Here is a 14,603-nt window from a genome sequence, read left to right on the forward strand (position 1 = left end):
CTCAATGCATATAGGTGACGCGCCGTGCTTGCACGTCGAGTTCGACACCGGCGTCGAGCAGATCGATGGCGAACCAGCGGATCAACTTCAACACACCGCTGACAGCCGGTGCCGGCAGCCATTCGTTCAGCATCCGCAACGCGGCGCCGCTGTGCGTTTTTTGCAGCAGTGCAATGGTTTGCAGGATCACGGCTTCGTCTTTGCCGAGATCGCTGGCGCAGCGGCATCGCATGTCGAGCGGACGATAAGACACGTGCATCAGCGAACGCATCAGCAGATCGAAATGTTCGATGCCGTCCTGCCGTAAGCCCACGCCGCTCAGGATGTCGCGCCAGTGCACGCCGCCGCGCGCCGTTTCACAAGCCGGCCGCAGCCAGGTGCGCACGGCGCTGAGCACTGTGCGGTCGGGCGCGTCGTGGGTATCCGTGACGTGATCGTCGACCAGTTCGGGACGGCTGCTGTATTGAGAGCGGAAGTTCATCGATGCTCCTGAATGGACACAGTCCAATGAGTCGCGCCGGCCTGATCGGATGAGGGCCGCGTCGCAGGCCAGCGCATGTCGCGTGCGACGGATAGACGGTGACGCGGTGTTCGCGTCGGTGCCTGCTTCAAGTTTTGGCCGGCTGCGGCGGCAGCCATTCGCGCACATGTTCGCTACGTGGCGGTCGCGCCGTTTCTTGCCCGGGGTTTTTCGGCGTGCCGACAAAGAGAAAGCCAAGCAGTTGCTCGTTTGGCCCGAAGCCCAATGCGTCGTGCAGTTGCGCTTCATAGCTGTCCGCTCCCGTGGACCAGAAACCGCCATAGCCCAGCGCGTGGATCGCATTCAGCATGTTCATCGTGGCCGCGCCGACCGACAGCAATTGTTCGATCTCCGGCACTTTCGAATGGGGCGAGAGCGCCGCCCCGAGCGCGATCACGAGTGGCGCGGCGTAAGCCTTCTGCCGCCGGTGCGCATGCGCGGAGCGCGGCTCGCCGGGCGAACGGGCGCAAGCGATGTCGACCAGCACGTCGCCGAGGTGGCCGCGTGCGTCGCCGCGGATCGTGACGAAGCGCCACGGCCGCAGATCGCCGTGATCGGGCGCGCGCAAGGCAGCGTCGATGATCAGATCGAGCTCGGCGTCGGCCGGACCCGGTTCGGTGAGCGGCCATTGGGACTGGCGCGACAGCAATACTTCAAACGCGGCCGGCGCCTTGGATCGAGGGGCGGCGTGCGGCGACGCGGCGGCTATATGTTCGCTTTCGGTTTCAAGGCGGCTGATGTCTAGCGTGATCATGATTTCGGTGTTCGGCTGATGGTATGGACTTCATGATGAGGCAATTTGTCAGTAAATGCAAATCATTCGCATTTAGAAAATGAATTGGACAGCGCGTTGCAGCGTGGGTTGGTAGGGGCTGCGCGCGGACAGAAGGCGTTGCAGTCCAGCCTCGGGCGTCTGATCCGCAACTAACGGTCAGTCACAGCGAGCGCCCCCAGATATGATGGTGAAATGCCGCAGCCAGCCTGCCGCATCCTTGTCTACCCACGCTAGCCAATGCCGACAAAATCTCTCGACGCCGCATCGAACACCAATTCCACCTCCGCCGAAGCGGCGCAGCGCCTGCCCACCTTGATGCTGGCCGCCGGCCTGTCGTTAGGCAGCGCGATCGCGCTGGGCCTTGCGCGCTTCGCGTACGCGTTGCTCTTGCCGTCGATGAAACTCGATCTCGGCTGGAGCTTCGCTCAAGCCGGCGCGATGAATACCGCCAATGCGCTTGGCTATTTGCTGGGCGCGCTCGCTTTTCCGCGGCTCGCGCGCCGCTGGTCGGACGGTACGTTGTTCGGCGCCGGTTGCGTGGCCACGGCGCTTCTGATGGCGATCAGCGGTCTGCTTGCCGACACGCATTCGCTACTCGCGTTGCGCGTGATCACCGGTGTGAGCAGCGCGGCGGTCTTCATCAGCGGCGGCGTGCTGGCGGCGCGGCTTGCATCGGCGAGACCGCACGACGCGGGACTTGTTCTCGGCTTGTATTACGGCGGGACCGGATGGGGCATCGTCGCCTCGTCGGTGCTGGTGCCGCTGACGATTCTCAACGTCGCACATGGCTGGCAATTTGCGTGGTTCGCGCTGGCCGTTGCGTGCGCCGTGTTCGCCGCGATCGCTATCGGCGCCGCGAGGAAAATCGAACGCGTGCACGCGAGCGGGTCTTCGACCGCACAAGCTCCGATACCGCCGACGCGCCACGTTGGCCGCGTTTCAGCCCCGCACTGGCAGGCTATGGATTGTTCGGTGTCGGCTATATCGGCTACATGACGTTCATCGTCGCGCTGCTGCGCAACGCGGGCATGAGCGCGGTGGTGGTGACGGGCTTCTACCTGTTGCTCGGCGTGGCGACGGTGGGTTCGGCGCGCTTGTGGTCTGGTTTGCTCGACCGCATGCGTGGCGGTCACGCGCTCGCGATACTCAACGGCTTGCTCGCGGTGGCGACGCTGTTACCCGCGTTGTTCACGCAACCGTGGGTGGCGTTCGTCTCCGGCGTGCTGTTCGGCGCGACGTTTCTCTCGGCCGTCGCGTCGACCACGGCCTTCGTGCGCCACAATCTGCCGGTGAGTCACTGGGCCAAGGGCATTAGCGCATTCACGATCGTGTTCGCGTTCGGACAGATCGTCGGGCCGATGGTGATTGGCTGGGTCTCGGATGGCGCCGGTCTCGCACGTGGGCTGGTGTATTCCGCGTTGCTGCTGGCGGCCGGCGCGGTGTTGGCGGCTTGCCAGAAGCCGTTACGCGGAGTCTGAGCCCTAAATCTGCACCGACGGAATACTCTTCATACACCGCAGTGCAAACATCGAGCGGCTGTGACGGATGCCGGCGATCTTGTAGAGCTTCTCGCGCAGAAACCGCTCGTAGCCGGCTGTACCGTCGACGGCCACTTTCACCAGATAGTCGTAATCGCCCGACACCAGGTACGCTTCCAGCACTTCAGTCAAGGTGGCCAGTTCGGCGCCGAAGCGGGCGAGGGCGTCATCGTCGTGACGGTCGAGCGTGACCTCGAGCAGCACGACATCGGCGAAGCCGAGCTTCTGCTGGTCGAGCAACGCAACGTAGCCGCGGATATACCCCTCGGTCTCCAACTGACGCGTGCGATTCCAGCACGCAGTGGTCGACATGCCGACCAGTTCGGCGAGCTCCGCATTGCTCAGGCGCGCGTTCTTCTGCAGCTCGCGCAGGATCTTCCGATCCTGGTTGTCCAGTGGGCGATTTCGGGCTGTCATGGCATTCTCGGAAGCTTGTTCGGATAAATGCCATTCTAGCGGAAGATCATCCTGTATTAGGCGAATGGATGGATTGCTTTAAGAAGCCTATCCAGCCTGCGCCTGGGTATATTTTCAGGGTGCATTCATGCCCGGGACAACCGTCCGGGCCGCGGCCCCGGGCCAGCGGTTCCGCGCGGCCACAAGCTGCCATCCGGTGTCTCGCTGTCTTCTTCACAAGAAGGCGGCACGCGGGCGAATTCCGGCGTTACCAGCGCCTGAAGACGCGCTCGCCGGGCATGGACGCATTTTTCTCTTTCAGCTGTGTTTGTTCGGCGCTCTTACCGCGCTTTGTACCGCGACATTGCGATAGACGTCACGACAGAACTGCATACCGCCTTCATGCGTGCCGTTAATGGCCGCCGCGATATGCACCGCACCTTCAACGGGTTCAGGCACCGGCGGATTGACAAGCGCCGCGTCGGTGGCGAGTGGATCGGTAGACGAAGCCCGCATGATGCCGATGCCCTTGATCGTCACGGCGAGACAAGGATCGGGCACTTGTGGACCATGGGTGGCGGCGACGTTGAAGTTGATGTTCAGCGTCCAGAAGCCCTCGTGAATGTTCTGATGAATGATCACTGCCTTCACCACGTCCTGATGTGACAGCGTGTATTCGTTGTTTGCCATGGATCCCTCCTTGCTCATACGCAGTCTGTGCGTACGCGTGCAGATATGGCATTTTGCGCGGGCTAGGGGGCCTAGTCTTACGCGCCGTTTTGTACAGCGCAAGTGAAAAGACATGCGCACCGAGGTGCCGCTTTGCATTGACGAATGGAGGGCGCACCCGGGTGCGAGCATCTCGGAACGCGCGGCCGCTGGGATAGGCAGGGCCGCGCGGAATGACATTCAGGTGAACTGCTTATGTTGCAAATGATTAGTGGAAAATGAGGTATAGGATAACCAGCACGATCAACGGAACGCCAAGAAGCCAGCCGAGAAGGTAAGGCATGATCTGATCTCCTTTCGCATTGAAGTTTGAATGCGATGGTGTCTCAGCATCCGGCGTGCCTAATGGTATTCGTGTGCTACCGCAGCCCTGCGGGAGCGGCCCAAACCCCCGCTAGTCATGGCAAATTCTCCCTTAGCACAATACTGAACTGCACGGGCTTAACGTCACTCAGCGCATCGCGCTTCTCACGCACGTTGCGGAAAATCCGCAAGCAATTCCCCACCATGGCCTGCGGTGTTTGTGTGATCAATGCATCCATCGTTCCGTCGATCAGCAGAGCCCGCGTGTCGGGCGTCAACCCGTGCCCGACAAACAGGATCTTCTGATCGGAGCGTGCTTCCACAATCGCGCGAGCGACGCCGTCCGAACCACCACCACTGTTGTAAATCCCCGCGAGATCGGGATGCTGTTCCAACAGCTTGCGCGTCTGCGCATAGTTGCGCTCGCTGTCGTCGTGTCCTTCGCGAAGGCCAATCACCTTGACCGAAGGAAACGTCGATTCGATCAGATGCAGAAAACCGATCTCACGTTCCTCATGCCCACGATAGTTGAGGCTGCCTGCCAGCATCGCGATCTTTCCGCTCGGCCGTGGCCCCATGAAGCGCCCCAATAGCAACGCTGCCGTGCGTCCTGCTGCGCGATTGTCGATGCCCACATAGGCCAGCCGTCGCGCATTCGACAAATCGGAAATCAGCGTAATTGCCGGTACGCCCTGGTCGGCCAGCGTATTCACGGCATCGCGTACGACGGGATGCTCGAGCGCCATGAACACCACGCCATCCGCACGTTGTCCGTAATGCAGTAGACGGTCGGCGAGTTCTTTCGGGTTGAAACTCTCGACGTAGTGAACGCGGCATTTCATGTCCAACGCGTTCCACTGCTCGTGCGCGAAGTCGATGTAGTCGCCGAGCATGTGCAAATAGCGATTGGTGCCGGCCGGCAAAAGAAACGCGATGCGCATCGGTCTTGAAGCTGACGCGACAGGTGCTTCCGGCGTCAGCAGATAACCGAGTTGCGCGGCCGCTTGAAGCACGCGTTGCGCAGTGACGGCGCGCACGCCTTCGCGGCCATTGAGTACGCGATCCACCGTGGCGGTCGAAACGCCGGCGGCGCGCGCAATGTCGGGAATGCGCGCGCGTGCAGCGGCGGTGAGGAGAAGCGGTTCGGACATAACAGTCCTTCGCAGAGTGGAAGTCCATCAAAAACCATCAAGTTCGCGGTTTGACAGCCATTGCCGCGGACGCCTAGTCTTGCAGCTATCACATGACGACTGATACGCAGTGACCGGAAATCAAGGCGGTGTCAGCAGGTGATGAGGTTTTTTGATGGATTCGAAGTCACATCAATTATAAGCAAGGAGACACCCAAATGACCAACCTCGCGAGACGCACGTTGCTGCGTGCCGCTGCCGCCGTGCCGGTTGCCAGCGCGCTGGGCTTTCCGGCGATCGTGCGCGCGGCGTCCGGCCCGGAGTTCGTGTTCAAGTACGGCAACAATCTGCCGCTCACGCATCCGCTGAACGTGCGCTCGCAGGAAGCGGCCAATCAGATCAAAGAGGCGTCGAAAGGGCGCATGGAGATCCGGATATTCCCTAACAACCAGCTCGGCGGCGATACCGACATGCTTGCGCAGGTGCGCAGCGGCGGCATTGAGATGTTCACGCCGTCGGCGCTGGTGGTGTCGACGCTCGCGCCATCGGTGGCGATCAATGCGGTCGGTTTCGCCTTCAGCGACTACAACCAGGTGTGGAGCGCGATGGACGGCAAGCTCGGCGCCTACGTGCGTGCGGCGATGCAGAAGGCCGGGCTCGAGTCGTTTGAAAAGATGTGGGACAACGGCTTTCGTCAGACGACCACCAGCAACGGCCCGATCACCAGCGCGCAGAACATGCGCGGGCTGAAGATACGCGTACCGGTAAGCCCGCTTAGCATCGACATGTTCAAAGGCCTCGGCGCCGCACCAACCAGCTTGCAGTTCAGCGAAGTCTATTCGTCGCTGCAAACGCATATTGTCGATGCGCAGGAAAACCCGCTGCCGATCGTGCAGGTCGCGAAGCTCTACGAAGTGCAGAAATTCTGTTCGTTGACCAACCACATGTGGGACGGCTACTGGTTTGTATTGAACCCGCGCGCGTGGCAACGTCTGCCGAAAGACTTGCAGGGCATTGCTAGCGACGCCTTCAATCAAAGCGCGTTGAAGCAACGCGAAGACGTTCGCAAGCTTAACGACGCTGCCGTTGCGGATCTGCAAAGCAAAGGCTTGGCGATTAATCGTCCGGCACCGGACACGTTCCGCGCGGCGCTGCGTCAAGCGGGCTTTTACGCCGAATGGAAGGGCAAGTTCGGTACGCAGGCGTGGGACCTGCTCGAACAATCGGTCGGCAAGCTGGCTTAGGCGTGAGTCGTGATCGTGAATCGCGAAGCGTGAAGCGTGAAGCGTGAAGCGTGAAGCGTGAACGCTGAGTTGTAGGCCCTGACCGTGCAGCACACCGGTGAGCAAGAGACGAAACGCGGCGAGCGGCCGCGAGGAGGCATCCGCATGTCGAATCACGCATTGAATCCCACCGAGGCGGCCGTCGCGTTGCACGCGGCGAGCCTGCCGCGCCGCTGGCTGAGAACCTTCGATCGCGGGCTGATTGCGCTCGTCGAAGTCTGTGCGGCGGCGCTGCTGGCGGTGGAGATCGTCGTGATGCTGGCGGGCGTGATCTGGCGTTATGCACTGCATCAGCCACTAGTGTGGTCGGACGAACTCGCCGGGATTCTGTTCCTGTGGCTCGCCATGCTTGGCGCCGTGCTCGCGTTGCGGCGCGGCGAACATATGCGAATGACGGCTTTCGTTAGCCGCCTTTCGCCGGAGCGGCGCGCATTCGTCGATACGCTGGCGATTGCCGCATCGATTGCATTACTCGCGTTGTTGATCGGACCTGCGTACGACTATGCGTCCGGCGAGGCGGCGATCATTACGCCTGCGCTTGAGATCAGCAACGCATGGCGCGCGCTCGCGTTGCCGATCGGTGCCGCCCTCATGCTGATCGTCGGGCTGATTCGTCTCGCGCAGGTGAGCCGCGTGCGCGACGTGCTGATCGTGCTCGTGATGGTTGCCCTATTAGGCGTGGTGGCTGTGTTCGGCGGTCCGTGGTTCCAGACGCTCGGCAAGGTCAACCTGGTGATCTTCTTCGTCGGCGTGGTCGCGATCGGCATTTTTTCGGGCGTGCCCATCGGATTTTCTTTCGCGCTTGCCACGTTCGGCTATCTCGGTCTCTCGACCTTCACGCCGCTCGAGGTCGTGGTCGGCCGCATGGATGAGGGCATGTCTCATCTGGTATTGCTGGCCGTACCGCTGTTCGTGTTTCTCGGCTTGCTGATTGAAATGACCGGCATGGCGCGCGCAATGATCGAGTTTCTTGCGAGCCTCGTCGGTCACCTGCACGGCGGTTTGTCGTTCGTGCTGATTGGCGCGATGTATCTGGTGTCGGGCATCTCCGGTTCGAAAGTCGCGGACATGGCGGCGATTGCACCGGTGCTGTTCCCGGAAATGAAAAAGCGCGGCGCTTCTGAAGGCGATCTGGTTGCGCTGCTTGCCACCACTGGCGCGCAAAGCGAAACCATCCCTCCGAGCATCGTGCTGATTACGATCGGCTCAGTGACGGGGCTGTCGATCTCCGCGCTCTTCACCGCGGGGATGTTGCCGGGCGCCGTGCTCGCGTTGATCCTCTGCGTGGTGGTGTGGTGGCGCTATCGCAAAGAGGACCTGAGCGGCGCGCAGCGTTTCAACAAGCGGCAGATCGGGCGCCTGTTCGTCGTGTCGCTGCCCGCGCTGGCCTTGCCGTTCGTAATCAGAATGGCGGTGGTTGAAGGTGTGGCGACGGCGACTGAAGTGTCGACCATCGGCATAGCGTATTCGATGGTGATTGGGCTGCTCGTCTACCGGCGGTTCGAATGGAAGCGCCTCGGCCGCATGCTGGTGGACGCGGCCACCTTATCGGGCGCGATCCTGTTCATTATCGGCTGCGCAACGGCCATGGCGTGGGCGCTGACGCAATCCGGCTTCTCGCAGGACCTCGCGCAATTAATGGGTTCGATGCCCGGCGGCGCGTATGGCTTTCTCGCGGTGTCGATCGTCGTGTTCGTGATGCTGGGCAGTGTGCTCGAAGGGATCCCCGCTATCGTGCTGTTCGGGCCACTGCTGTTTCCGATCGCCCGACTCGCGGGCGTCAACGAAGTGCACTATGCGATCGTCGTGATCCTGTCGATGGGCGTGGGTCTGTTCTCGCCGCCGTTCGGCGTGGGCTACTACTCGGCATGCGCAATCAGCAAGGTCAATCCCGATGCGGGCATTCGTCCGATCATCGGCTACATGGGTGCTTTGATCGTCGGTCTGATTCTGGTCGCGGCGATTCCCTGGATTTCTATCGGTTTTCTCTAAGGTCTCTTTTAAGTCTCTAAACAGGTTCGACATTCGGGCGCTGCGTTCCCGCTGCGCCGGGGCGTCGCTCGTCTTTCAAAAACTGGCAGCATCGGGAGAGTTTTATGAGTCGTTTCTTTGGCGAGATCCGTCAGGCGGGGTATGTGGTCCGCGATATCGAGGCCGCAATGGACTACTGGAGCCGTGTGCTCGGTGTGGGTCCGTGGTTCTACAACGAACGCGTGCCGATCGAGAATTACACGTATCGCGGGCAATCGTACGACGTGCATAACTCCGTGGCGTTGGCGAATTCGGGCTCGTTACAGGTCGAACTGATCCAGACACGCAACGATGCGCCGTCCATGTATCGCGACTTTCTTGCTGCGGGCCACACCGGCTTGCAGCACAACGCGTATTGGACCACTTCATTCGACGCAGACCTCGTGCGTTTGCAGGAGCAGGGCTTCAAAGTCGCGATGAGCGGCGAAGTGGGGCGCAACGGACGCTTCGTTTACTTCGACACTGAAAATCATCCGGGCACGGTGATCGAGTTGTCGGAAATCGCCGGACCAAAAGGCAAGCTGTTCGACATGATCTATGCGGCCTCGCGTGATTGGGACGGCCGTGATCCAGTGCGCAAGTTTCCCGATCTGAGCGCGCTATGAACGCAACGTTGCAACGGCAGAGCATCAACGACGATTGCCTCGAAGCCGACTATCTGATCGAGACGCCGCTCGATCCTGCACGTGTTGCCGATGTGATGGCAGGCGAGCAGTCGAGCGGCACCTTTGTGCGGGTCGCCAACGAGTCTGACGCACTGCGCGCGCGCAGCCGCGCGAGCGTGGTGCGGATCGAAGAACTCGAATCCGCCGCGCAGCCCAGTTTGCCGAGTGCATGGCTTGCGCGTCAGGGCACGCCGGGGCCGTGGCGGCGCGCGCGTGTCACGCTGTCGTTTCCGCTGGCCAACATCGAGGCGAATTTGCCGACGCTTGCCGCGACGGTCGCCGGCAATCTGTATGACCTCGGCGAAGTGACCGGCATGCGCTTGTTGTCGTTGCGCTTGCCGGCGTCATATCGTGCGCGCTTCGAATTGCCGCGTCATGGCGTAGCCGGTACACGGGCGCTGACGCAGGTCGCCGGCAGGCCGATGATCGGCACCATCATCAAGCCAAACGTCGGCCTGAGTGCTGAAGAAACAGCAGCACTGGTGCGCGAGTTATGCGAAGCGGGCGTCGATTTCATCAAGGACGATGAGGTATGCGCGAATCCAGCACATGCTCCGTTCGCCGAGCGTGTGCGCGCGGTGATGAAGGAAGTGCGTAACTACCGCGAGCGCAGCGGCCGCCCGGTGATGGTCGCATTCAATATCACCGACGACCTCGACGCCATGCGCCGTCACGCTGAACTCGTCGAGCAGGAAGGCGGCAGTTGCGTGATGGCGAGCATCAACTGGTGCGGCTTTTCCGCGATCCAGACACTCCGCCGCGCGACGCCGCTCGTGCTGCACGCACATCGCAACGGCTACGGCATGATGTCGCGCGATCCGGCGCTTGGCATGTCGTTTCAGGCGTATCAAACGCTCTGGCGTTTGACGGGTGTCGACCATATGCATGTGCACGGCCTCGCCGGCAAATTCGCGCAGAGCGATGCCGAGGTGATCGAGTCCGCGGGCGATTGCGCCACGCCGCTCGCGCCGGGTTGCGACGATATCGTGCTGCCTGCGTTTTCGTCAGGACAATGGGCGGGCACCGTGCAAGCGACATTCGACGCCGTGCGTTCCACCGACTTGCTGTTCATGTCGGGCGGCGGCATTCTCGCGCATCCGGACGGTCCCGCAGCGGGCGTCACGAGTGTTAGACAGGCATGGGAAGCGGTGCAGGCGCGCACGCCGCTGGAGACTTACGCCGAACATATGCCGGAATTGCGGCGCGCGTTGGAATTTTTCGGCAGCCGTACGTGAGCGATACACCGGAACGGGAGGCGAGCGGCAATGAGTGACATCAGCGGCGATGGCCCCGCCTATGGCTTCTACGGCGACGACTTTACGGGCGCGACCGACACGCTGGCTCATCTCGCCCGCGCTGGCTTGAGCACTATGTTGTTCTTCGCCCCGCCGGATCCCGCTCGGCTTTCGATGCTGGGGCGGCTTGACGCAGTCGGCATCGCAGGCGCGGCGCGGACCATGCCACCGCACGAGCAGCAGCCGGAGCTTGCGCGCGTGGGCGCCGCGTTCGCCGCGCTTGGCGTGCGCGTGATGCACTACAAAGTGTGCTCGACTTTCGATAGCGCGCCGCAGACCGGCAGCATCGGCGTGGCCATTCGCACGTTGCGAGCGTACTGCGCGAATCCATTGGTCGCGGTGGTGGGCGGTCAACCGAATCTGCGTCGCTATTGCGTGTTCGGCGAACTGTTCGCGGCGGCCGGTGCGGATGATCATCAACAGTCGATCTACAGAATCGACCGTCATCCGACCATGAGCCGTCACCCCGTCACGCCGATGAATGAAGCGGACTTGCGGGTCCATCTGCAGCGCCAGGGGCTGGAAAATGTGCAATCGATCGACTGGCGTTGCTATGCACTTGGCGACGCGGCGCTGCAAACAGAACTGGCCTACAGACTCGAATCGAAACCTGACGCCGTGCTATTCGACGTGCTCGACGACTTGCATTTGCGTGCGATTGGTCGGCTGATTGCAGGGCAAGCCACAGCACGGTCGCCATTGCTGGCGGTCGGGGCGAGCAGCGTGGCGCAGGCCTACGCCTGTGCGCTCAACGATGCGGGTGAACGTGGAGAAGTGAATGCTGCGCCTGCTTCGCTGGCTCGTGCACGCGGACCGGTGTTCGTGCTGGCCGGCAGTCTTTCGCCTCTGACTGAAGTGCAGATCGCCGCCGCGCATTCCTATCTGCGTGTAGAACTGGACCCGCTGCAAATGACCGGCGATGCCGCGTCGGACTATCTGGCCACGCGTGTCGCCGCAATCGCCGGGCCATTGCGCGACGGCCGCAACGTGCTCGCTTTCACGACGCGCCGAGCGGCGCACGCAGAGGAAGCTGCACACAGTGCGTTGCCGCAACTCGCCCACGCGTGTGCTGCGCTGCTGAAAGCGGTACTCAGCAAGGTGAGATTGCAACGCATCGGAATTGCAGGCGGAGATACATCGAGCTTTGCTGTCCGGGCACTCGAGGCGTGGGGGCTGTCGTATCTCTCGCCTCTATCGGCAGGCGTCACCGTGTGCCGCCTGCATGCCGATAGAAAAGAACTCGACGGCATGGAGATCATGCTCAAAGGCGGCCAAATGGGCGACGCCGATCTGTTCGAGCAACTGCTGAAGGGCTACAACACCCATACCTGATGCCTGAACTGGCGCCGGCCGCCGGATACCCATGCAACGAACTGCATCGATATCCGGCGGCCGACCTGGTTTTGAACTGCTGACCCGCGTGCTTCACGCCGGCTATATCACGCCTGCAACGACCAGCACGATCACGACGATCACCACGATGCCGATACCGCCTGTCGGTGCATAACCCCATGAACGGCTATGCGGCCACGTCGGAAACGCACCGATGAGGAGAAGGATCAGCACAATCAGAAGAATAGTTCCCAACATATTAATCACCTCCGCTTGGGTTGATAGGACCTTCCGGTCACGACAGCCATGCAGCACGCAGTTAGGCGCGCTTGCGAGAAGGCAGTATCGATGTCCTGATTCAGCAACCCATGTGCCCAAGACGAAAAGCGCGGGGTGAATTGTTTAAAACGGCCGTTGAGGTTCCGCGTTCGTACGACGGGCACTGTCCCGATCGGTCGACAGACGAGCGATTCAACTCACATCTCGCGATCTGTCTGGTCCCGTAGAAGCGCGTCTTCTTTCTCCATTCTTCATACCTTTGCCGCGTCGTACAACTCGCCACTTCCGCCACTTGATTGTTGGGGCCGTTACGGGCGGTGTTACGTAACGAGCGCGTTACCGAACACGATTTCCCGTCATTTTTTGCGTCCCTTCTGAGGCCCAAGGTCAGGAAAAACGCATATATGACAAGGGTTTGCCCCATATCCCCAGATCAATTGTGAAAGAACTCTGACGATTGGCATGCTTGCTGCTTTATAGGTAGTGCGGTGCACAACACAGACAAGACAAGCAGTAGGTGGTTTTGAAGTTCGAGTCAACGGCTGGCCTGGTCGGGGGTTATCAGGTCTGTCTCCTCAGCGCACAAGCGGTGGGATCTTTTGTTCGGATCTTATCGTGGCGGCGTTTTGCCTGAGTACCCAGGTTGCACGGGTGCGAGCGGCTTGCAGTGAATCCCCCATTGTTGTTTAGCAACGTCCAGACGTTTGGTTTCGCGCTGGATGAGTGAATTCAAAGTTGATTGCATTGCGCGCTTCTTCGCGTGCCGGGGTGGTGTTGTTATCGCGAAGAGCGTGGTGGTTGAAGCCTGAGAGACATGAGCTGTTGAAGCGAACACAAGTTCAGCAGCTCGACAAGAACGTTTGGCGCGAGAGACCAGCGCGGGGATAAGAATGGATACGGCGAATTTTGCGCATCAAAGAAGAACGATTCCGGGGTTGCAAAGCCTGATTGCACGCTTGCTCGATGTGGTGCTTGTCGTCCTTGGGGCGGTGGCTGCGTCGCAAGTGCGATTTGAAGATCTCACGCAGAGCCGTATCGATACCGCATTTGTCGCGTTTGCCGCAGCTTTTACGCTGGTTCTGTTTCCCGTATTCGGCGTCTACGGTTCATGGCGTGGGCGAGCACGCCTGCGCATGGCCGGTCAGGTGTCGCTGGCGTGGCTCGTGGTTCAAAGCTGTGGTCTGGTGCTGATGTTCTCGCTGCATCGCACGGATTTCATCTCGCGTCTCTGGTTTGCCTATTGGATGGCAATCACGGGCGGCGCGCTGATTGTGTCGCGTCTGGTTGTGCACGCTGTGCTTGCACGCGTTCGGCACGCTGGGATGAATCTCCGCCGGGTTGCGGTTGTGGGGTGTGGGTCGCATTGCCACCAGGTCGTGCGCAATATCGAAGGCTCGACGACGAGCGGATTTCGTGCAGTGGCGGCCTTTGATGTGCGGCCGGTGGTGGGGACGATAGGCTCAGGTGTGCCGGTGTACGACGACATCACCAAGTTCGCCGCTTACGTGAGGACACACGATGTGCAGGAGTTGTGGCTTGCGTTGCCACTCTCCGAGGAACGCACGCTGTCGCGTTTTGTGGCTGAGTTTCGCGACGACCTCATCAACGTGCGTTTCGTGCCCGATATGCGCAGTGTGGCGTTGTTCGACAGCGGCATGATCGACCTGATCGGCATGCCCGCGATCAACCTGGTTGCGTCGCCGGTGCCGGCTCGCGCTTTGGTGAAGAAAGAGATCTTCGATCGCGCGTTCGCCGCCTGCGTGCTGCTTTCGATTGCTCCGTTGCTGATCGCGATTGCAATTGCCGTAAAGCTCTCCTCGCGTGGACCGGTATTTTTCACGCAGAAGCGCAAGGGTGCGGATGGACGCATCTTCAAGATCTACAAGTTCCGCTCGATGCGTCCTCATGACGTAGAAGCGGGTCAGGTGAAGCAGGCCACGCGCGGCGATCCGCGTGTTACGCGAGTGGGTGCGTTTCTCAGGCGGACTAGCCTGGATGAGTTGCCGCAGTTCTTCAATGTACTGCGGGGCGATATGTCGGTAGTGGGGCCCCGGCCTCATGCGATTGAACATGACGAGCTTTATCAGAAAGTAGTGAACGGCTATATCCACCGGTACCGGATCAAGCCGGGGATCACCGGATGGGCGCAGGTCAACGGATTCAGAGGGGAGACAGACCAGATCGAGAAGATGCAAGGGCGCGTCGAACACGATCTGTATTACCTGCGTAATTGGTCGTTTGGGCTCGACATGCGGATTGTTGCGGCGACGATAGCGAAGGGTCTGGTTCATAGCAACGCGTACTGACACCTGAACACAATAAAAAAC

At 60.9% G+C, this 14,603-nt stretch carries 12 protein-coding genes and 1 pseudogene; 7 read left to right on the plus strand and 6 right to left on the minus strand.

Annotated elements, in window-relative coordinates; all coding sequences use genetic code 11:
- Position 1: 1 nt before the first annotated feature.
- Both ACUN0E_RS21265 and ACUN0E_RS21270 read right to left on the minus strand, forming a co-directional pair.
- Positions 2-481, minus strand: a complete 480-nt coding sequence (locus ACUN0E_RS21265; protein ID WP_408233352.1) for a hypothetical protein — start codon at positions 479-481, stop codon at positions 2-4.
- Between the two features lie 127 nt (positions 482-608).
- Positions 609-1,274 (minus strand): nitroreductase family protein, encoded by a 666-nt coding sequence (locus ACUN0E_RS21270; RefSeq protein WP_445567895.1) that lies wholly within the window; start codon positions 1,272-1,274, stop codon positions 609-611.
- A 258-nt stretch (positions 1,275-1,532) separates the two neighbouring features.
- Between ACUN0E_RS21270 and ACUN0E_RS21275 the strand changes: the two are divergent.
- Positions 1,533-2,773: pseudogene (locus ACUN0E_RS21275) on the plus strand (YbfB/YjiJ family MFS transporter).
- 3 nt (positions 2,774-2,776) lie between these two features.
- Here ACUN0E_RS21275 and ACUN0E_RS21280 read toward each other — a convergent pair.
- The 3 genes from ACUN0E_RS21280 to ACUN0E_RS21290 form a co-directional block, all read right to left on the minus strand.
- Complete coding sequence (locus ACUN0E_RS21280) at positions 2,777-3,250, minus strand: Lrp/AsnC family transcriptional regulator (RefSeq protein WP_408233343.1); 474 nt, start codon at positions 3,248-3,250, stop codon at positions 2,777-2,779.
- 297 nt (positions 3,251-3,547) lie between these two features.
- The gene (locus ACUN0E_RS21285) at positions 3,548-3,919 is read right to left on the minus strand and encodes a hypothetical protein (protein WP_408339393.1); all 372 of its coding nucleotides are present in this window, start codon (positions 3,917-3,919) and stop codon (positions 3,548-3,550) included.
- Between the two features lie 437 nt (positions 3,920-4,356).
- Complete coding sequence (locus ACUN0E_RS21290) at positions 4,357-5,412, minus strand: LacI family DNA-binding transcriptional regulator (RefSeq protein ID WP_408233338.1); 1,056 nt, start codon at positions 5,410-5,412, stop codon at positions 4,357-4,359.
- Positions 5,413-5,609: 197 nt separating this feature from the next.
- Between ACUN0E_RS21290 and ACUN0E_RS21295 the strand changes: the two genes are divergently transcribed.
- The 5 genes from ACUN0E_RS21295 to ACUN0E_RS21315 all read left to right on the plus strand — a co-directional run bounded on the left by ACUN0E_RS21295 (position 5,610) and on the right by ACUN0E_RS21315 (position 11,997).
- Positions 5,610-6,635 (plus strand): TRAP transporter substrate-binding protein, encoded by a 1,026-nt coding sequence (locus tag ACUN0E_RS21295; protein ID WP_325047203.1) that lies wholly within the window; start codon positions 5,610-5,612, stop codon positions 6,633-6,635.
- A gap of 144 nt (positions 6,636-6,779) precedes the next feature.
- A complete protein-coding gene (locus tag ACUN0E_RS21300) occupies positions 6,780-8,666 on the plus strand; it encodes a TRAP transporter large permease (RefSeq protein WP_445567896.1) in 1,887 nt (628 codons plus the stop codon).
- Between the two features lie 104 nt (positions 8,667-8,770).
- On the plus strand, positions 8,771-9,310 hold the full coding sequence (locus ACUN0E_RS21305) for a VOC family protein (RefSeq protein WP_408521334.1): 540 nt from the start codon (positions 8,771-8,773) through the stop codon (positions 9,308-9,310).
- Positions 9,307-10,605 (plus strand): ribulose-bisphosphate carboxylase large subunit family protein, encoded by a 1,299-nt coding sequence (locus ACUN0E_RS21310; RefSeq protein WP_445567897.1) that lies wholly within the window; start codon positions 9,307-9,309, stop codon positions 10,603-10,605. The genes ACUN0E_RS21305 and ACUN0E_RS21310 overlap by 4 nt, the downstream gene beginning before the upstream one ends.
- 30 nt (positions 10,606-10,635) lie before the next feature.
- The gene (locus tag ACUN0E_RS21315) at positions 10,636-11,997 is read left to right on the plus strand and encodes a four-carbon acid sugar kinase family protein (RefSeq protein ID WP_445567898.1); all 1,362 of its coding nucleotides are present in this window, start codon (positions 10,636-10,638) and stop codon (positions 11,995-11,997) included.
- A gap of 102 nt (positions 11,998-12,099) precedes the next feature.
- Here ACUN0E_RS21315 and ACUN0E_RS21320 read toward each other — a convergent pair whose 3' ends face one another.
- On the minus strand, positions 12,100-12,255 hold the full coding sequence (locus ACUN0E_RS21320; RefSeq protein ID WP_201073954.1) for a DUF3309 family protein: 156 nt from the start codon (positions 12,253-12,255) through the stop codon (positions 12,100-12,102).
- A 911-nt stretch (positions 12,256-13,166) separates the two neighbouring features.
- Here ACUN0E_RS21320 and ACUN0E_RS21325 point away from each other — a divergent pair.
- Positions 13,167-14,582 (plus strand): undecaprenyl-phosphate glucose phosphotransferase, encoded by a 1,416-nt coding sequence (locus ACUN0E_RS21325; protein ID WP_445567899.1) that lies wholly within the window; start codon positions 13,167-13,169, stop codon positions 14,580-14,582.
- Positions 14,583-14,603: the final 21 nt, after the last annotated feature.

It is taken from the genome of Paraburkholderia sp. D1E (assembly GCF_052682275.1).